17 protein-coding genes are annotated in these 20,668 nt (G+C 38.2%); all 17 read right to left on the reverse strand.

All coding sequences use genetic code 11. The annotated features are described in order from the left end of the window. Nucleotides 1-5 precede the first annotated feature (5 nt). Nucleotides 6-1,862, reverse strand: a complete 1,857-nt coding sequence (locus LDX58_RS15785) for a V4R domain-containing protein (RefSeq protein ID WP_227937782.1) — start codon at nucleotides 1,860-1,862, stop codon at nucleotides 6-8. An 81-nt stretch (nucleotides 1,863-1,943) separates the two neighbouring features. Then, nucleotides 1,944-2,963, reverse strand: a complete 1,020-nt coding sequence (dmpG, locus tag LDX58_RS15790; RefSeq protein ID WP_227937783.1) for a 4-hydroxy-2-oxovalerate aldolase — start codon at nucleotides 2,961-2,963, stop codon at nucleotides 1,944-1,946. A gap of 13 nt (nucleotides 2,964-2,976) precedes the next feature. Beyond that, nucleotides 2,977-3,858, reverse strand: coding sequence for an acetaldehyde dehydrogenase (acetylating) (locus LDX58_RS15795; protein ID WP_227937784.1), 882 nt, complete (start codon nucleotides 3,856-3,858; stop codon nucleotides 2,977-2,979). Nucleotide 3,859: 1 nt separating this feature from the next. Then, entirely contained in the window at nucleotides 3,860-4,645 is a 786-nt protein-coding gene (locus LDX58_RS15800) for a 2-keto-4-pentenoate hydratase (protein ID WP_227937785.1), read from the reverse strand. 45 nt (nucleotides 4,646-4,690) lie between these two features. Next, nucleotides 4,691-5,179 carry a flavin reductase family protein gene (locus tag LDX58_RS15805; RefSeq protein ID WP_227937786.1) on the reverse strand — a complete coding sequence of 163 codons (489 nt, stop codon included), beginning with the start codon at nucleotides 5,177-5,179 and terminating at the stop codon, nucleotides 4,691-4,693. Between the two features lie 63 nt (nucleotides 5,180-5,242). Then, entirely contained in the window at nucleotides 5,243-6,196 is a 954-nt protein-coding gene (locus tag LDX58_RS15810) for a VOC family protein (RefSeq protein ID WP_227937787.1), read from the reverse strand. Nucleotides 6,197-6,325: 129 nt separating this feature from the next. Continuing rightward, nucleotides 6,326-7,519 carry an acyl-CoA dehydrogenase family protein gene (locus tag LDX58_RS15815; RefSeq protein ID WP_227937788.1) on the reverse strand — a complete coding sequence of 398 codons (1,194 nt, stop codon included), beginning with the start codon at nucleotides 7,517-7,519 and terminating at the stop codon, nucleotides 6,326-6,328. Nucleotides 7,520-7,593: 74 nt separating this feature from the next. Then, complete coding sequence (locus LDX58_RS15820; protein WP_227937789.1) at nucleotides 7,594-8,229, reverse strand: GntR family transcriptional regulator; 636 nt, start codon at nucleotides 8,227-8,229, stop codon at nucleotides 7,594-7,596. 118 nt (nucleotides 8,230-8,347) lie between these two features. Then, nucleotides 8,348-9,193, reverse strand: coding sequence for an alpha/beta fold hydrolase (locus tag LDX58_RS15825; protein ID WP_227937790.1), 846 nt, complete (start codon nucleotides 9,191-9,193; stop codon nucleotides 8,348-8,350). A gap of 537 nt (nucleotides 9,194-9,730) precedes the next feature. Next, nucleotides 9,731-11,908 (reverse strand): arylsulfatase, encoded by a 2,178-nt coding sequence (locus LDX58_RS15830; protein ID WP_227937791.1) that lies wholly within the window; start codon nucleotides 11,906-11,908, stop codon nucleotides 9,731-9,733. Between the two features lie 96 nt (nucleotides 11,909-12,004). Further along, nucleotides 12,005-13,249, reverse strand: coding sequence for an MFS transporter (locus LDX58_RS15835; RefSeq protein ID WP_227937792.1), 1,245 nt, complete (start codon nucleotides 13,247-13,249; stop codon nucleotides 12,005-12,007). A gap of 184 nt (nucleotides 13,250-13,433) precedes the next feature. Next, nucleotides 13,434-13,718 carry an SDR family oxidoreductase gene (locus LDX58_RS26765; RefSeq protein WP_372459214.1) on the reverse strand — a complete coding sequence of 95 codons (285 nt, stop codon included), beginning with the start codon at nucleotides 13,716-13,718 and terminating at the stop codon, nucleotides 13,434-13,436. 330 nt (nucleotides 13,719-14,048) lie between these two features. Continuing rightward, nucleotides 14,049-15,656, reverse strand: coding sequence for an ABC transporter substrate-binding protein (locus LDX58_RS15845; RefSeq protein ID WP_227937793.1), 1,608 nt, complete (start codon nucleotides 15,654-15,656; stop codon nucleotides 14,049-14,051). A 136-nt stretch (nucleotides 15,657-15,792) separates the two neighbouring features. Continuing rightward, nucleotides 15,793-16,527: an SDR family NAD(P)-dependent oxidoreductase gene (locus LDX58_RS15850; protein WP_227937794.1), complete on the reverse strand. Its 735-nt coding sequence runs from the start codon at nucleotides 16,525-16,527 to the stop codon at nucleotides 15,793-15,795. A gap of 107 nt (nucleotides 16,528-16,634) precedes the next feature. After that, the gene (locus LDX58_RS26285) at nucleotides 16,635-18,668 is read right to left on the reverse strand and encodes an ABC transporter ATP-binding protein (RefSeq protein ID WP_289623510.1); all 2,034 of its coding nucleotides are present in this window, start codon (nucleotides 18,666-18,668) and stop codon (nucleotides 16,635-16,637) included. 59 nt (nucleotides 18,669-18,727) lie between these two features. Further along, nucleotides 18,728-19,621, reverse strand: a complete 894-nt coding sequence (locus LDX58_RS15865) for an ABC transporter permease (RefSeq protein ID WP_227937795.1) — start codon at nucleotides 19,619-19,621, stop codon at nucleotides 18,728-18,730. 19 nt (nucleotides 19,622-19,640) lie between these two features. After that, the gene (locus tag LDX58_RS15870) at nucleotides 19,641-20,585 is read right to left on the reverse strand and encodes an ABC transporter permease (RefSeq protein ID WP_227937796.1); all 945 of its coding nucleotides are present in this window, start codon (nucleotides 20,583-20,585) and stop codon (nucleotides 19,641-19,643) included. Nucleotides 20,586-20,668: the final 83 nt, after the last annotated feature.

A 20,668-nucleotide genomic window follows, 5' to 3' on the forward strand; every position in this document is an offset into this window, starting at 1 on the left:
TATGTTTAAATATCTAATTCTCCTAAAGCAATAAGAGAATCAAGAATGAGCAGAAGCTGATAGCTTTGGATAGGATCCCGTAAATCTTTATTTATCATTTTTTCAAGTTTATTGACTCGGTACGTAAGACCACTCATCGATAAGGAAAGATCATCCATTGTTTGATGAAGTTTTCCTCCGTTAACTAGAAAAACATAGAGTGTTTTTAATAACTCTTTTTTCTTTGTTTCTCCTAGGTTATATAAAGGTCCTAACTCTTGTTTTGCGATTTTCTTAATTCCGCTGATGTTTTTTGAGTTAATCAGAACGCCGACAATACCTAATTCTTTAAAGTTGATGATTTTCTTCCCTGTAGACATCCTTAAGGCAATTAATGCCTCCTCCAGATGTTCTAAAATACTTTCAATTTCTTCAGCTTGATCGCTGATGCCAACTCGTAATTGATAGTTTTGAAAGCTTGTTTCCATATGATTAAAGATCTTTTTAAAGGTCGACAATGTGTTCTCTGTTTCAGGTAGCAGCATAATAATATGACCTTCATATTGACCAATCAAGACTTTATATCCTTTAATATCCAAGTATTTAACGATCGTTTCTAAAAATTGATCATAATCATCTGAATTCGTTCTCTCTGCTTTTTCATTCTGACTAAAATCAATAGCTGCGATATAAAATGGATCTTCAAACTCAAACCCCATATACCTACCGCGACTTATGATTTCCTCTTTGGACGTGTATTGCCCCTTTAATATTTGCTCTAAAAAATACCCCTTCATTTTTTCGATCGCTTCGAAACTAGTTTTTTCATTTAACAAATATAAAGAAGCTGCATTGGCTGTTCGCTCGATGAACATCACATCATTTTCAGAGATACTTGATAGATCCTTATATTGAAAAAATGTACAATACCCAATGATTTTTTTCTGAACATAAATAGGTGTGATAATACGATCTTGATATCCTGTTTTTAAGCGAACAGTCTCATGGAATAGAGGGAAATGTTTGTGGTTTTTATATAAATGTTTCTTTAAATAATGTCTTATGTCTTTGTTTAACTCGATGTATTCTTCTTCTTTTATTCCTGAATACACGATTTTTTGAAAACTCAAATCTTCGACCGAAACAGGTATTTCCAATAGCTTAAATGTGATATCTGCAATATCCTGTAGGTTGCTTCCATTTGAAATACTTTCCGTTAACTTTGTATGAAATTTGGCTACTTTTTCAATGTAATTTCGTTGTTCAAGCAATTGTTCATACGTATCATTTAACTCTTCAATTATATTCGTTTCATGATAGAGCGCCATTTCATCCTCAATTTCGTTACCCCAGTCTTCGAGACGCTTCATTTCAAACCTGCATTCGCTATCCCCTTTGCCAATACACGCCGTTTCCTTTATTACGACATTCGTTTTTAGAATCGTTGTCATATAACCACTTGAATATCCGGTCAACGTATGACAAACAGGCGAATCAGCTTTACCATGATTCTTAAGGTGTTCTTGTGCCTCAAAAGAATCAATCCATTTTCCTTTTGCCATAACCGATTTGACATTTCCAAAGTCGTCCATTTCAATCATTCTTTCAGACTCGATGTCTCCGATATGCCCCGTGTTTAAATGCAGGACCGACGCTTGCTTAATCAGAAAGTCTAGTGAAGAACTTTTTTTCATCGCTTCCTCGGCTACACTTACGCCTAAGTTCCAGCCATATCGTAGAAGAAATCCTTTCGCTCTCTTATTCCCTAAATTTTCAATTAACCCCTTCCGAAGAAGTCCAAATCCAGCAGAGGTGGATAAGATTTTTTTATTGCCTTCTTTTGTGAAGCTTTCGTTTTGATTTTCATCTAAATGAGCTTCCATAACTCTCCTCCTTCATTATAATAAGGATTTCAGAAAGATTGAAAGGCTCCTTACATGAAATCTATAAGGAACCTCTTTTTTTCACACCAGTGTTTTATTCTTTTCAGCAAATCTTTGAGCAACGTCGTAAATCAGATCTTCTTGTCCACCAACTGCTTTCATTTTACCGAGTTCGACTAATATATCGCGTTCATCAACACCAAATTTTTGTGCTGCCGTCTGAGTATGAAGAAGGAAACTCGAATATACTCCGGAATATCCCATTATTAAGCTCGAACCAGTTACTTCCTGTGGTCGTTGCATATATTTAGCAACTACATCGTTTGCTACATCTAAAATTCGGTATAAATTGACCCCTGTCTCGTAGCCCATTCTTTCAAGAACAGCTACCATTACTTCAGTCTGGGTATTTCCACTTCCAGCTCCTAAACAACGAAGACTTCCATCAATGTAGGTTGCACCAGCTTCAACAGCTGCAACCGTATTAGCCACTGCCATCGATAAATTATTATGTCCATGGAAGCCAACTTCGCACGAAAGCTCATTTTTCAAGGCAGAAATCCGCTCTTTTACTTCATGCGGTAGAAGATAGCCTGCAGAATCCGTTACATAGACGACCTCAGCTCCATAGCTTTCGAATAACTTCGCTTGTTCTACAATTTTTTCAACAGATACCATATGGGCCATCATTAAAAACCCAACCGTTTTAAGTCCCAACTCACGCCCTAAAGCAATATGCTGAGCTGCAATATCAGCCTCTGTAACATGCGTTGCCACCCGCACCATTTTCGCTCCTGCCTTCACGGCATTTTGAAGATCTTCTTTAATACCGATTCCAGGTATAAGCAAAACAGATACTTTTGCACTTTTACATTCATCAGCAGCTGCTTCAATTAGTTTTAATTCATCTACAGCTGAAAATCCATATTGCAAAGACGATCCTCCAAGACCGTCTCCATGGGAAACTTCGAAAAAATTTACTCCTGCTTCGTCAAGTCCGCGGGCTGTTTTTTGTACCTGTTCAATCGAAAAACTATGCTTCATCGCATGACTTCCATCTCGGAGTGTTACGTCCAATAGTTCAAAGCTACGTTTTGCCATGGTTTTACCTCCTTTAGTTGATTACCTCAGTAGCCAGCTGTTTTGCCAACTCATCTCCTACTTTTGCCGCTGCCGCTGTCATAATATCGAGATTACCGGAATATGGCGGGAAGAAATCGCCTGCTCCCTCTACTTCGATAAAAACGGAAATCTTCTTGCCATCAAAAAGAGGTTTCCCACGTAGTCGGTAGCCTGGGACGTACGTTCTCACTTCTTCTGCCATTTGTTCAATAGAGGCAATGATTTCCTGCTCATTTCCTTCTTCTTCTACAAGGGCATGTACGGTGTCACGCATAATAATCGGTGGTTCAGCTGGATTCAAGATAATGATCGCTTTTCCTTTTTTCGCACCACCGACTTGTTCTAACGCTCTTGAAGTCGTATGTGTAAATTCATCAATATTCGCTCTTGTTCCCGGTCCAGCACTTTCGCTCGAAATCGTAGCAACGATTTCAGCATACTCGACTGGACTTACCCGATTAATCGCATGGACAATGGGAATCGTTGCCTGCCCGCCACAAGTGACCATATTGACATTTAATTGATTGAGGTTCTGATTCAAATTAACAGATGGGACAGTAAACGGTCCGATCGCTGCAGGTGTTAAATCAATCACCTTTTTTCCAATAGCTATTAATTGCTCACTATGGTACGTATGAGCTTTCGCCGTTGTTGCATCAAATACAATATCAACTAAATCTGGTTGTTTAAGGAGACCCTCGATTCCATCGGCAATGGTAACGTAGCCACGATCATGTGCTCGCTTTAACCCCTCCGATTCCGGATCAATCCCTATCATTACACTCATTTCTAAATAGCCGCAACGCTCAATCTTATACATTAGATCGGTTCCAATATTACCTGATCCGATAATCCCTACTTTATACTTAGACATGTTATCGCGCTCCTTTGTTAAATGTGGCAGATACATTCCCAATATGATCAAATTCTGCTGTGAATGTATCTCCATCTTCAATTGGAACCGCTTTTGAAAGGGCACCTGAAAGAATCACTTCTCCTGCATGAAGGGAAATATCATAACGGCTCAATGCATTGGCAAGCCAAGCAACAGCAAGTATCGGATTGCCCATCACCGCTTCACCAGTTGCTGTATCCATCAATTCTCCATTCTTAAATACGTTCATTTTAATAGTTGGAAGGTCAAGATCACTTAATTTACTAGGCTGTCTGCCAATGATTGCTCCAGCTGATGATCCGTTATCGGCAACTGTGTCTTCATATTTAAACTGCCAATCTTTTATACGACTATCGATAATTTCAATAGATGGGACAACATAATCGGTTGCTTCAATGACTTCATCCTTTGTTACTCCTGGGCCTTTTAAATCCTTTTTCAAGACAAAAGCAATTTCAAATTCGACCTTTGGCTGAATAAACCGATCAAGTGAAACCATATCACCGTTCTTATAGATCATATCATCAAGAATATGTCCGTAATCCGGTTCACTGACGTTGAACATCTCTTGCATGACTTTACTTGTAAGACCAATCTTCTTTCCAACGATGGTCGCTCCATTACCGACTTTGCGACGAATTTGCTCTAGCTGAATTTGGTAGGCATCATCAACAGAAATTGCTTCTGCTGATGATGTAAAAGGGGCGATAGGCCGCTTCGTTGTTTCCGCTTCTAACAGAGCGGACGCTGCATCTTGAATGTTCATGATAGGTACTCCTTTTTGCCTGTGATATGAAAAGACTGATTTCGATTATGACTTGAAACTGACAGCTGATTCCTCAGCTAATGAACGATAACGCCCACTATAGAAAACAAGCGGTTCAGAATCATCTTCAAGATGAATATCAGTCACATTACCAATAAATAATGTATGGTCTCCTTCCACATGTTCTGCAGACACTTCACAAGAGACTTGTGCCAAAGCACCTGGTATAACCGCTTGCCCGTCAAGACGATCAAAAGAAACTTCATCATGTTCCTTCAATTGACCGGCAAAAATCATCGAGACTTCCTGTTGATCAGCAGCCAAAGTATTGACCGTAAACTTATTACTCAGTCTAATCTTATTAAGGATACGAGCTTTTTCTCCAATTGAAACAACTACAAGCTTTGGATCAAGCGAGACGGACATGAAGGCATTTGCTGTCATCCCATGTACCTCACCATCAATTTCTGTTGTAATAACCGTTACACCTGTTGCAAACTTTCCCATTGCGTTTCGAAATTTACGATCATCCATTTAAAATACCCCTTTCTAATTCTCGAATGCTATTTAATTGATATACTTTAAATCTATCAAACATTACGCTTCAATCGTTGGATTGTTCTCAGGCTTAGTATCCATTTGATCTCCCCAAAATGTAAAACCGATATCCATTTCATCTAACGTCCACACAATTGGCTCCCAATCCGGTTCAAAGATTAAATAACCATTTGTGAACAACTCAACACGTACCCCGCTTCCAGGGTCAATGGCATAGATATACATAGCTTGAGAAATACCATGTTTTCCTGGTCCTTTAAACTCGATGCCATGTTCCGTTAGGATGTCTGCTGCCCTTAGTAAGTCTTGTGCATTGTCCAACCAGTAAGACAAATGGTGAATTTGGTGTGTACTTGGAGCGAATGGATCATGGCTAATTGCAATATCATGAACCAATGGTGTAACACTCAACCAAGCCCCGAGTAGTGATTCATCAGGTGCTTGGATACATTCACGCATTTTAAACCCTAACTTCTCTTCTAAATAACTAGAAATCTCATTTGCCTTCAGAGATGTGAGAAGGTTAACATGGTCGATTCTCCGCGGTGAAACGCCACGCGCCCAAGCTTTGTACGTTTGATTTTTCAAAACAGACCTTTTTGACGGTTCAGCCAATGGTTTTTCGATATCATAATAAAGCTCAAAGCTATGTTCACTTGGCAGTTTAAAACGAATGGCTCTTCCTTGGCCTGCTTCTTCTCCTGCTTCGACCCACTTCACTTCTGTTCCTGCTTCTTGAAGAAGTTTAGCAAATCCTTCCACATCTTCCGGCCGTTTCGTTCTCCAAGCAATATGATCCACATGAGACTTTTCTCCAGCAGTTAAAGAAAGTGTATGGTGCTCAAAATCACCCCAAGCACGTAAGTAAACGACTCCATCTACAGTTTCCGTCTCTTCTAATCCTACGATCTCCTTAAAAAACCAAAGAGATTTCTTAAGATCTGTCGTCACTAATGCAACATGCCCTAACTTAGCGATTTCTGGTAAACTCATATTTACATCCTCCTAAAATTTTCAAATTATGAATACGCTTTCAACTTGAAGAATATTATAAATAAAGTGAATAGAATTAATTTTCAGTCACATAAAACCAAACTTAAATTTTTCAATACAGTTTATTAATTATAGGAAATACGTATTTGGTTCCTGACCACAAAGTACTCTACCATAGGTTTCAATTAAACTTGAAGGTGTTATAAACCCATGCAAGTGCATCGTCAAAAAGTCTCGGTACACTAACTGGAATGCGTTCTTTTCATATGTGAAGATCGAACCTGCTCCAGCAACCATCAAATCAATCGCTTCCTTACAAAGCTGGTTAACATAACCGAAATCAGCTTTCATCTGAACAACTTCTTCCATTGTCATCTTATGACCCTGCTCAGAAAAAGCATCTAATCTATCAACCGCCCGGTAAAGATGAAGCTCTGCTGAGTCAATTTTCAATTGCGCCTGAGCCGTCTGCATATGAGTGATAGGAGCCTCATTCATTTTTGTATAATAAGTGTTACCTATACCCGCCTTTTGGACTCGTTCCATATGGAAATCCATTGCCGCCTGTGCAAGCCCTAAAGCAGGTCCGACAATTGATAACGTGAGCGAAGGAACAAAAGGTGTTTTATACAACGGGACCTCTTTAAGTGGTTCAATGATGTAATGACCTTTGCTCGCTAAGCGATCTAACGACACCCGGTGATCTGGAACGAAAAGACCTTTTGCATTCACACTGTTGCTGCCTGAACCCTTTAAGCCCATAACAAACCAGTCGTTTAATACATTCAGTTCTTCACGTGGAACAACCATAATCGCCATTTCCATTCCGCCATTTCCATCATCTATAGGAAATCCAAAATAACACCAGTCCGCATGTGGACTACCCGAAACAAATGGCCACTGAGCTTCTTCAATGTAATATCCCCCATCTACCTTTCTGATGTCACATTTGATCGGTTTGAAATTCCCTGCTAAAATGACATCTTTTCCAGGTACATAGATCTCTTCTAATGCTTTATCTCCAAATGCGTAGGAAATCATAAAATCCCTAATATTACTTAGTGACACAAACCAACCAACTGAACCATTCCCACGGGAAATTTCCGTAACAACCTCCGTATATGTTCTCATATTGGTTTGGTAGCCACCAAACATCTCAGGACGTAGGATCTTCAATAGACCTTCCTTTTGCAAGAGTTCAATGACCTCATCTGGAATTTTACTAGTTCTATCAATCTCCTCACTATACTCTCTTAGTTTAGGGATAAGATTCCTCGCTTTTGCCACTAAATCCTTATTAAGTTCCAACACACTTTGTTCCATTCATATACCTCCCTTTAGGTCATAATCATTTCTTTTCATTAACACCATCTATTGAATTATTAATCTAACACCCGCTAATTTGAGTTATTTGAAAATTTTTGATCAATAACTTCTGCGACCCTTCGCAAATGGAGTTCAATTAATTCCTTTGCTAACTTACCATCTCTGTCTTTCAAGGCAAAAAATATCAACCAATGTTCTGCTTGCGAACGCTTTCTTCTTTTAGTTTTAAATAATGCTTCTAAACTTCCTACAAAATATAAATACTCCCAAAGCTCTTTGGCTGTATTTATCGTGAAACTAAAGCCAGATGCTTCATAAATCGTCTGATGAAAAGCAACATTGAGAATAGAGTATTCTTCATTTGACAAATTAGGATCGTCCATCTCTCTTAAAGTTGCTTCTAAATAAATATAATCCTCATCCTTTAAAGTAGATGCAGCCTGTTCTGCCATTAAAGCATCTAAGCTAGCACAAACAAAAACACGTTCGAGAACTTCCTTTCGTTCAGGCTTTCTTACAAACACGCCTACTTGTGGAATGATTGTTAGAAATCCCACCTGTTCTAACTGCGTTAAAGCTTTTTGTACCGGGGTCCGGCTCATGTTTAAAAGTTCTGCAAGATCATTTACATTAATGCTTTTTTCTGGATCCCAATACCCCTCAATAATAAGATTCTTTATAAATCGATAAGCATCGTCTTTTTTCATTTGATACACCTTCAAGTCTAATATTCTAATGTTGTATAATTAGATAGCATCAAGTGAATGTCCTTCTAACAGAGCAGCACTTGATCGACCTTAAATTTTCATACACTTTCAAATTATACTATAGTTCTCGATTAAAAAAGTCTGTTGACAGTTTAATAAATCTATCTTTTTGCTCCACTTGTGCCCAGTGGCCACAGCGCTTAAATGCATGTAACTGAGCATCAGGTAAATACTTCATAACATAAAGACTACTTTCTAGCGGGACAAATCTATCCTCATGTCCATGGATTAGCAAGAAGGAATTATTCATCCGTTTAAGTGCGGAAGGTGGCACGAGCATATCCGATAAGTGAGAATTTTTAAAGTTAGCTTCATAGGATCTACGCACTTCTGGTTTATTAAAGTTTTCAAGGCGTTCTGAAACAATTTCATCTAACTTCTCTTCAAGGAATGTTTCATCAAATAAAAACCATCTTAATAAATTTTTAAAATTTGCCGGGCTTGGATCACTAGCAAAATTAGCTAGTTTGGCAAGCTCAGGTGTAGGTTCAGTTAATCCACCGCCTGCGCCCATTAATACGATACGATCAAACCGTTCTGGAGCATACATCAAGAGATTAAGTGATATCACTCCACCTAAAGAATTTCCTACTAAATGGGCCTTCTCTACTTCTAAAGCATCCATTAATGCGATAATTTGCTCCACTCTTGCCGACATCCACTTCGCTCCATTTGTTGGGTAAACTTCCGGATGATCGGTATCTCCAAATCCAAAAAGATCTGGGGCAACGACATGAAACTTCTCACTAAAATATGGTAGCACATCCTGCCAATTTGTTCTTGCACTTGCCCCTGGACCACTCCCATGCAGGAAGATTATCGTTTCCGCTGACTTTTCCCCACCTTCATAAAAGAATGTTTGGTAACTTCCCGTTTCGACCTTCTTAGCTAAAATATCCGACATACTCAAAACCTCTCTTCGCAAGAATAATAATAAAGAATAATCACAACTAAAATTTCACCCTTATACTTTCAACTGATTTTTAATTAAATTCCGCTAATGAAAACGCTTTATCTAACTAACTAAAATTTTACTCTTAACCACACCCATTTGTCAATGAATTCAGAAATTTTTTACAATTAAATTTAAATTCTTTTAAAACCGCTATTTATTAAACCTTACGCTCTTTAAAAAAGGAAAAATTTGAGAACATAAAATAACTTTCTCTTCCTTCACTTTCAATTTTAAGGATTAGTAAAATTTTAGTTGCATTTACATATCAACTATAAGTAATAAGCCCTGAATTATATATATTGTTATAGAGCTTGTTCAAAAGGGTGGTCTTCCCTTTTTGATCGCTACCTGGCCTTGTAATCGGTTGCTTATTGCGTCCAATAAATTCACTCCATTCCTTATAATGACTATTGAATTTAAAGTCTAAACCGAAAAAGGTTGACTCTTTATTGAGACTACCTTTTTCGGTTTAAGATACCTTAACTATTAACTGTTTACTTGTTCCACTTCAATATCGTAAATAACCTTTTTGATTTCTCCTGTAAAAGCAAACTCTCCTAAATCTTTATAATCTGAACTAACAGGATATCTACTATCCTTACCGATATCTAATCCTTCGAATGAGATTTTATAAGGATGCGTTTGTTTGATCTCCCCTTCTCCAACTTTACGGTTATCAAAATGAAGGGAGGCGATCCCTTTGCAATCTCCCGTACGTCGAAACCTTAATTCAACCGTTGTCTCTCCAACTGGAACAGCTTCGTCAGCCTCTACTTGGTAAATAGCAGTACCCATATTGTATTCATAAACTAAACGGTTATCTTTGATGTAGAGTGTATATCCACTTTCATTTCCACCAAGAGCAAAGAGAACGCCTTCTTCTTTATCCGTTTCTCTAACAATGGGTACACTTATTGAATAAGAACGATTAATCGTTAGCGGACAAGCCCCTTCTGGCAAATGCGCCATTCCTGGATAGAAAACAAAATGATTTCGTGCACGAAGAGTATCGTCAGCTACGAACGAAAATCCATTTGGTCCTGCATCACTCATTGGAAACACATTATATTTTAAGGCTTCTTCCTCCCACACCTTTTGTAGTTCCACTAACTTCTCTCGGTTTGTTTCAGCCAGGTTGTGATTTTCATTGAAGTCTCTCTCAGCATGATACAACTGCCATGTGTCATCTTCAAACGGTTGACCTGGAGTGCGAAGACCAAGGGCCTTCCAACCTTTGTGATAAATGGCACGCATGCCATTATGTTCGTAATATTGAGTGTCTTTAATAAATGCTTTGGGATCGCTAAATGCTTCTAGAAAGCTTTTTCCATGAAGCGGCATTTGTTTTACACCCTTCACTTCTTTTGGCAACTCAATTCCTAGTAAGTTATATACGGTTGGTGTGATATCACTTACGTGTAGATACTGATTACAGATTCCACCTTTTTCTTCAATTGCGGTTGGATGATAAATAATTAATGGATTCCTTAAACCACCTTCGAATGTTGTAGCTTTATAGAATTTAAACGGTGTGTTACTTACTTGAGCCCAACCATTTGGAAATTCAGCTTTTGAATGCTCGCTCCCTATGTCATCATAGCTTTCCATAATATATTCGAGATCTTGATCGATTCCGTTATAGGACAATGTATGGTTTACGGAACCATTCATTGTTCCTCTAGAGCTCGCTCCGTCATCCGATATGACAACGATCATCGTTTTATCCAGTTGATCTACTGTTTGTAAGTGGTCAACAAAACGTCCAATCTGCTCGTCAGTATGAGTTAAGAAACCTGCATACGCTTCTTGAAAACGTGCAAATGCTTTTTTCTGATCTGCTGTCAACTCTTCCCACGCTACAACTCCAGGGTTGCGACCAATAAATTCTGTGTCTTCCGGGATAATTCCTAACTCTTTTTGGCGTTCAAACCTTTGTCTTCGAATAACATCCCAACCGACATCATACTTGCCTTTATACATGTCAATGTATTCCTTAAAAACTTGAACGGGTTGGTGCTGTGCCCCAAAATTAAGGCTGAGAAAGAACGGTTTACTCGGATCAACCGATACGTGATCCGTGACATATTGCTTAGCTTTATTTACAAGCGCCTCTGAAACATGGTATCCTTCTTCTTCCGCATCATCTACGAACGTATTGTCATTAACCATTTCTGGCTTATACTGGTCAGAAGAATCTTCAAGAAATCCATAAAATCGGTCGAAACCTTTTCCAAGTGGCCAATTTTCATAAGGTCCAGCAGGTGTCGCTTGATGCGATGGCGATAAATGCCATTTTCCTAATGCATAATTGTTATATCCATTTTCCTTTAATACTTCCGCAACCGTTGCCGCTTCTGGTACTATTCGTCCCCGCTTATTTGGATAATCAGGACCAAAATCAAAATTTGCCACAGTCGCCATGCCAACTGCGTGATGATTACGTCCTGTTAATAAAGACGATCTAGTTGGTGAACATGTAGGAGGAGAATGATAATTATTAAACCTCAATCCATTTTCTGCTAACCAATCCATATTAGGTGTTTGTATTTCTGAGCCAAAACACGCGAAGTCCGAAAAACCTGAATCATCTAAAACGACATAAACAATATTCGTTTTATCTAGCTTTTCTGTTGACTTTTTCATTGTTTCATTGAGATTAGCCATTGATTATTTGTACCTCCTATTCAATAGTTGAGATCTTTTTTCCTATTTATAAAAAATCATTATTGTAATAATACAATTCTTCTTAACATCAAGTTCCTAGGACACATTGACTGATGGTTGTTCCTTTAGTTTTGCTTTTCCTTTCAACGTTTCCATTAAAGCAAAGGAAATTAAGAATGCAATTAGATAAGAAATGGAGATGACTAACATTACAGCCGTTAAGCTATACTTATCTGCCATTACTCCGGAAAAACCAATTGAGAATGCACCGATTAACTCACCAGTTCCCATAATGAGTGCATTTGCTGTTGCCATGACCGTTACAGGCACACTCTCAACTGGGATTATGCTTTGGTACAACGTATTCATTGCAAGAATAATTCCGCCAATCATTACAAAAATCACTAGACTTGCTACTGATTGTGGGAAGAAGAAAAGGACGAGCGGTGTCACTATTGCCATAGCAAGATATCCTGTCATTGCAGGTTTTCTTCCAATTTTGTCAGATGAATACGGAATAAACACTTGCCACGCTATTGTAAACAATCCGAATATTGAAAATACGATTCCCATATTAGTAACAGATAACATACTAACTTGTGTTAAATATAATGGAAGAAACGAGTTAAATGTCCACATTGCGCCCATACAAAATATACTTAAAAGAACACATGTTAAAATGTTTCTATTTTTCAAACTACTGAGAATACTATTTATACTGAAGTTAATATTTTCTTGACCATCTTCCTTAGCAGACAAATCCGATTCCTTCACAAAACGTAAGATTAGCAGTGCAGCAATAAAACTTGGGATACTGACAAATAAAAAGGCATATCTCCAATCAAACAATTCTCCTAACTGCGTAACAACAACCGGGCCGATTGCAACACCGATCACTGCCGCCCCTGCGTAAACCAACCCCATATTTCTTCCTAACTTGGTAGGTCTTGATACTGCCGCTAAAAGCGATATCGAAATAGGGAGAATGACCCCTTCACTTGCTCCAAGTAGTGTTCTTACTATTAATAAATAACCGTATGAATCAGCGAACATCGTAAGAAACGCTAATACTGACGTAACAAAAGTAGCCCAAAATACGATTTTCTTTTTATGCCCTAGACGATCAGAAACAATTGCAAATATCGGTGCTGAAATCGCAAATCCGATCGTTTGCCACATGTTTATTTGACCTATCTTCGTATTAGTAAGGGCAATATCCTCAATGATCAATGGCATTAACATCGATACCGCTTGCCTATCTAGATAGAGAAAACCCCAAGCTAAGAAAAAAATCATGACCAATGTAGTTTCATATTTAATCTCTTTTGTCCCTTTTAACATTTTGCCATCTCCCTTATTATTCAGTTATCTTTGCCCCATACAGCATTTACCCGAATGTTTTCTTCTAAATATTCGATAGCTACTGTACTTGATAACGAACAAACTCCACCTTTTCAAGCGCTATAATGAGCAAAACTTCCTCCCTTCTAGCGGCAATCGAAGCAATATTAACAATGGATCTCCTCTATTTTCTTTCATTAGAGGAACAACAGCTTGGATACCTAAAAACGTCCCTGTCATTAATATTGATGATTTTTTTCCATTCTTCTAAAGAAATATCAGACATTCTCGTATCAAAATGAGTTCCAGCATTATTGATAAGAATATCTACTTTTCCAAATTTCTCAACAGTCTTTGTTGTGACAGCCTTCCAAGCATTCTCTTTAAGAAATATCATGATGAAGTGCGAGTACTTTCCCATTACTTTCTTTAATTTCTTCAGCAGTACTGAGAACGCTTTCAAAATCAATATCTGTTACATTCAGCAAATAATTTAGCTTCAAATTTCCCTTGACCACTTCCTGCCCCTGTGATGATCGCTACTTTTCCACTCAATCTATTCATTTCATTCCCCCCTTTTAAATAACTATTGATGCTAAAGTGATAGGTAAAAATGCTAGACTGAATTTTCATAGGTGCTAACGTATCATTCGGTTTAGAAACTCTTTCTAAGCTAAGGATATTTAGTCGTTCGATTAGAACAGTCCAATTTCCATATAAGAAACTACCTTTTGCTAAGACATAGGGAGGTGACCCATTTAAATCTATTAAATTAGTCACCTCTTTATATTTTATTTCTTTACTTCTCAACCCATAGTTTCTCAGGAGTGAAATAGTCAGAACGAAGTGTCCAATACCCGTCATCATGAACATTGTTTTGTCTCAAATACGGGACTCGAGAAATGAAAAATGGTGTGATCATATGATGTTCTTCCATCACTGTTGATTGCAGTTCATGAGCTAGCTTTTCACGAGCTCCTTCCTCCAATTCAGTATCAAATGCGACAATTAAATCTACGACATCGTCTGGTAATTCTGTTATATTACCCCACAACACTGGGTCCGGTCCGAAGAACGGTCTCATTAATGTCCCTAGTTCATCACCAGCTGTTGTATAAATAAACTCAGTGAAACCTTCCCAACCTTCTTCATAGATCATCGACATTAAACGAGTTTGTTCAACGACATCAACTTCTACTTCAATTCCCACTTCAGCTAAATATCCTTGAACTGCTTGCATTAAGAAGTTTCTCTGGTTTTGGGTTGTGATTTTTGTTTTAAATCCATCTGGGTAGCCTGCTTCTGCTAACAGCTGCTTCGCCTTTTCAGGATTGTATTCAAACGGATCCAAATCAGGGTTATAGCTCCACTCTCCAGGTAATGTAAACTGATTTGAAGTCGTCGCATACCCACGGAAAACCGTTTCTGCAATCTGCTCTCGATCGATCGCATAAGTGATCGCCTTTCTCACTCGAACATCGGATAACGGTGAATTAGGATCACTTGTATTCGGAATCATACCAATTCCAACTAAACCTGAATTTGTTGATGGATGCACAACCTTAAAATCGGATGAACCTTCGAATTCAGATATCGTGTCAGCCCCTAACATTAAAGCAACATCTACTTCTTTTGCTAAAAAGGCATTTTTAGCAGTTGTTTCATTAGCAATGATTTTAAATTCAAGGCTATCTAAATAAGGCAACCCTTCTTTCCAATAATCCTCATTTCGAACAAACTTGATATAATCGTTATTTTCCATGCTTTCAAATTTGAATGGTCCTGTTCCTACCGGATGGTTCCAGTTTCCTTCTTCCCCTAGCTCCTCGTACGCAGTTGGTGATCCAATTGGAACAACTGTAAACATGTTGATATGAGCACCAGAAACCCATTCGTCAAAATGGAAGACAAGTGTATGATCATCTATTATTTCCACACTACCAATTACAGTCAAAGAAGGCTGAGTTTTGATAACCTCGTCAAACACCCACTTTACAGCTTCTGCATTAAAATCTGTGCCATCATGAAACTTAATTCCTTCTTCTAAATAAACTGTCACTGTTTTTGCATCAGGATCCATTTCCCACTCTTTTGCTAACCACGGTCCAACCGTACCATCTAAATTATAGCGTCCCAATGTTTCAAGTGCAGGTTGTGCAACAGGAAGCGATGGTGTAGGGTTATTTGCGATTGCCAAAGGATAACCAAAACTTCTTGGTTGTTGAGCGATTCTTATTTTCACTGAACCACCATACTTATCTTCTTCACTAACTTCTTTCACTGTCTCATCAATATTCTCTTGTCTTTCTTCAACAACTTCAGTGCTGCTATCGTTAGAACATGCAGCAAGTACGAACATAATTGACATGATAAAAAAGAATACGATTGTTATTTGTTTTCCTTTCAAATCAGAACGCCCCCTAGAATTTTAATGTTTCACTAAATTGCATAGCTTGAACGCATAAGTACTGTTTACAGCATGTTTACACCACTAGTAAACGAAGTTTTTCCGAATATTTAATGTTGTACTAAACTCCTCCTTCCTACATTAACATTCCGCCGTCAATCGCTATATTTTGTCCAGTAACAAAACTAGCGTTGGCAATGAATGAGTATGCCACCTCTGCAACATCTTCTGGTGTAGCAGCTCTACCGAGAGGGGCATTTTCTGCAAAACGTTTAATCGGTTCATCCTTCCCTTCCGTCCAGCGTGTTAGGACCATACCAGGCGAAAGACTATTTACCCTTACCTCAGGTGCAAGAGCTCGTGCCAATGATTTTGTTAAACTAATCACAGCAGCCTTTGACGCAGCATAGGCAATGGAACTTCCCTGTCCCGTCATCCCCGCTACAGATGCAGTATTTAAGATACACCCGTTGTTTACTTTTAGTTGTTCAGAGGCTGCACGGGAACAGAAGAATACCCCTTTCACATTAATAGCCATCGCCCGATCCCAGTACTCTTCTTTCAAACCTTCTAAATCTTCTAACGGGACTATATTCGTTACTCCTGCATTGTTGACCAAAATATCTAATCGTCCAAAACTATTAATTGTGTCATTCATCATCTTGCGTACTTCCTGATCATTCGAAACATCAGCTTTGTATACCATTGCTTTAACTCCAAGCTGTTCACATTCACTTTTCGTTTCTAGTGCCTCTTGCTCTGAGCGAGAGTAATTAATGATCACGTTCAGACCAGCTTTGGCAAGACGAAGCGCAATCGCACGACCAATACCTGTTCCTCCACCTGTAATTAAACATACTTTTCCTTCCACAAAACCCCCCCTGACATCACAAAATATGAAAGCGTGGCCAAAAATACAATCAGTTGAAAGAAATGATACCTTAATCTCGAACAAGTTATACTCATCATGTTGACAGGTTATACTTTAATGCACGCGACTTCATGACCCTTTTCACTTTCCTTTAATGGGGGTTCTATTTCACGACATGCATCAGTTGCAATCTGACAACGATTAGAGAAAACACACCCTTTAGGTCTCGATAATAGACTCGGAACTTCACCTTTTAGTACTTGGTATTCACGTTGCTCCTCAACAAACGGATCTGGTATTGGCACAGCTGATAATAAAGCTTTCGTATACGGATGTTTTGGGTTATCATATAACGATTTCCAATCTCCAATTTCAACTATTTTCCCTAAATACATGACGGCTATTCGGTCTGCGATGTGACGAACGACAGACAAATCATGAGCTATAAACAAGTAAGTTAACCCGAGTTTTTCTTGCAATTCTTCTAATAGATTAATAATTTGCGCTTGTATCGATACATCCAAAGCTGAAATTGCTTCATCACATACAATTAACGAAGGATTGCTTGCTAGTGCACGGGCAATGGCAATACGTTGTCGTTGTCCACCACTAAACTCATGTGACACACGGTCTTTTAAGTTAGGATCCAATCCAACTAGACGCATTAACTTATCAACGCGATTATTATAACTCTCTTTACTAGACTCTAGTTTATTAATGATTAAAGGTTCTCCTATAATATTTCCTATCTTTTGTCTTGGATCTAGTGAGCTACTTGGATCTTGAAAAACAAGTGACATCTTTTTTCTAATATCCTTAAGCTTGCTTTTAGGCAATTTCCCAATATCTGTACCATTAAAGATGATCTCTCCGTCTGTCGGATCATACATCCGCATAATACTTCTTGCAACGGTTGTTTTTCCACAGCCACTTTCCCCTACAAGACCAAGAGTTTCACCTTTGTAAACTTTAAAAGAAACATCATCAACCGCTTTTACATCTGCTATCTTCTTATTCAATAATCCCTTAGTAAAAGGAAAATACGTTTTTAAATTTTTAACGTCTAAAACGACATCGTTATTTTCCTTAGACGTCCATTCACGCTTCATTAATGTTTGTTCACTAGCACTAGCGAATTCTGCTTCATACTTCAGATTTCCCTTGTCATTGATTTCTTCATAACAAGATACATAATGGCCACTTTCTAGTTCAACTAACTTCGGGGCTGGTGAAGATTTACATATTTCTGTTTGAAACGGACATCTTTCAAGGAAAGAACAGGTTGTGGGTTTATTTGCTAAGTTAGGCGGTAACCCTTCAATAGGAATTAATTTACGGTCTTTAGGATCATCGAGTCTTGGCACTGAGTTCAATAAACCAATCGTATAAGGGTGCTTGGGCTTACTAAAAATATCTTTATTATTTCCTGATTCTACAACTCCCCCTGCATACATGACATAGATGCGGTCGGCATAGCGTGCAACAATGCCTAAATTATGTGTGACTAATACGATGGACGTATTGGTTTTTTTTACAATATCCTTTAAAAGCTCTAGTAATTGTGCTTGAGTTGTAACATCTAAAGCTGTTGTTGCTTCATCTGCTATTAATAATTTAGGATCACAAGACATGGCCATTGCGATCATAATACGCTGGCGCATACCGCCACTAAATTGAAAAGGGTAATAACTCACCCGTTCCTCTACATCAGGGATTCCGACCATGGTTAACAGTTCCATTGCACGCTTCTTCGCTTGTTTTCGAGATACTTTCTTATGCAATATGACAGATTCAATAATTTGTTCACCAACAGTCAAAACGGGATTTAGCGAAGTCATAGGTTCTTGGAAAATCACTCCTATTTTGCCACCACGAACTTGACGCATTTCCTCACTATTCGTATCATATTTCAATAAATCTTCACCCTCGAATAGGACTTCACCACCGACGATTTCTCCAGATTGTGGGATTAATTTAATACTAGAGTATTGGGTAACAGACTTTCCTGAACCACTTTCTCCAACAACCGCAACAATTTCTCCCTCATCAACGTAATAGGAAACATCATCCACCGCTTTTACCGTTTGGTCATTTAATTTGAAATAGGTTTTTAAATGGTTCACTTCTAATAAATGACTCATTTTTGTTACTCACCTACACTTTCTGTATAGAAATGTTATATTTATAGTCTTTCAAAAGACTATAATGAACCTCTAAGCTTCGGATCCAAAGCATCCCGTAAAGCATCACCTACAATGTTAAATGCCATAACTACAAACACTATACAGAGCCCTGGAGCAAACGATAACACAGGTAATCTTGAAAGGTGTTGATACCCATCATTTACCATTGACCCCCATGCAGCTTGCGGTGGATTTACACCTAGCCCTAGAAAACTAAGTCCTGCTTCAGCTAAAATCGCTACACCTAAATTTAATGTAACTAATACAATAATAGGTGATAGACAATTGGGAAGTACATGAACTAGGATATTACGTAGATTACTAATACCGCTTATTTCACCTGCTTTAATATAATCCATTTCTCGCACAGACATCACTTGTCCCCGCATTAACCGTGCATAAGTAGGAATTAACGCTATTCCTAAAGCAACAACTACTCCTACTAATCCACCTCCCATTGCTGCACCTAGGGAAAGTGCCAAAACAATCGCTGGAATCGCTAGTAATGCATCCATTATTCGCATAATTAAAGTATCAAGAATGCCCCCAAAAAAACCAGCAATCAAACCAAGAGAAGTTCCAATAACACCAGCTAAAGCTACAGAGGCAAAACCTACAATCAGTGAAGCTCGGGAACCATAAATAATTCGGCTTAAGACATCTCGACCTAATTGATCTGTACCTAAAAGATGTTCCTGACTAGTAGATTGCAGTGAGTTTGCTATATTTTGACTATAAGGATCATAAGGAGCAATCCAAGGGGCGAAAATTGAAACAACCAATAATAAGAAAAGAATGCTTAAACTAACTACTACTATTTTCCGGGCGAGCAATACTTTTAAAAACTTTTGAAACTCATTTTTCCTATGCGGAATTGCAGTAGCTACTTTTTGCGATGCTTCCAGTGCCATTTCTTCACACCCTTTCTAATTATTTATATTTAATTCGCGGATCAATAAACCGGTATGCTAAATCCACCGATAAGTTCGCAAAAACGACCATAATCGCGATAACTAGTACACATGCTTGAACCACTATGAAATCTTTCATAAAAACAGAGCTTACTAATAGCGATCCCATCCCTGGTATATTAAAAACTTGTTCAATTAAAACCGTACCACCAATAATATTTCCAAGTTGTAATCCAAGTAATGTAATTACAGGGATAAGTGCATTACGCAAACCGTGTTTAATGATTACGAACCTCTCTTTTAGTCCCTTTGATCTTGCTGTCCGAATAAAGTCTTGATGAATAATTTCAAGCATCGATGATCTGGTTTGTCTCATTATCGATGCGATCGTCACAGTTGCTAAAACAAAAACAGGCATAATAATCGTTTTTAAACCTTCACTAAAGTCTGTAAAAGGAGAAACATACCCTTGGACTGGCAGCCAACCTAACTTGAGACTTAAAAAATAAACGCCCAAAATTCCTAACCAAAAGTTTGGTGTAGCAATCCCAATATTTGATAGAACGACGATAAAAGAATCCATTTTCCCTCCACGGTTAACCGCTGCAATGACTCCAAGTGGTATACCAATAAGCACCGTTACAATTAACGCAGAAATCCCTATCGTCAACGTAACTGGAAAGCGTGTGCTCATGATGTTCGAAACGGCTTCTTTATAATAAATTGAATGACCTAAGTCTCCTGTTAAAACTCCAGTAGCCCAGTTGAAATATTGAATAAGAAGTGGGTCATTCAACCCTAACTCTTCTTGTAATTTCTGAATTTCTTCTGTACTTGCATCCGCTCCTAGCATCGCTTGCGCCGGATCCCCAGGAAGTAATTGAATAATCATAAAGACAATCAATGTTACGAAAAACAATACGACAATCGTTTGTAATAACCTTCGAAGAATAAATGCTCCCATCCTTGAGCCTCCTTTACTTTTATCAGGAAATTCAAATACCTATTTGTGAAACAGTATTTCTCATGAGGAAGTCCATAAGGTTT

It is taken from the genome of Alkalihalobacillus deserti, from assembly GCF_020734105.1.
GTDB lineage: Bacteria > Bacillota > Bacilli > Bacillales > Bacillaceae_D > Halalkalibacter > Halalkalibacter deserti.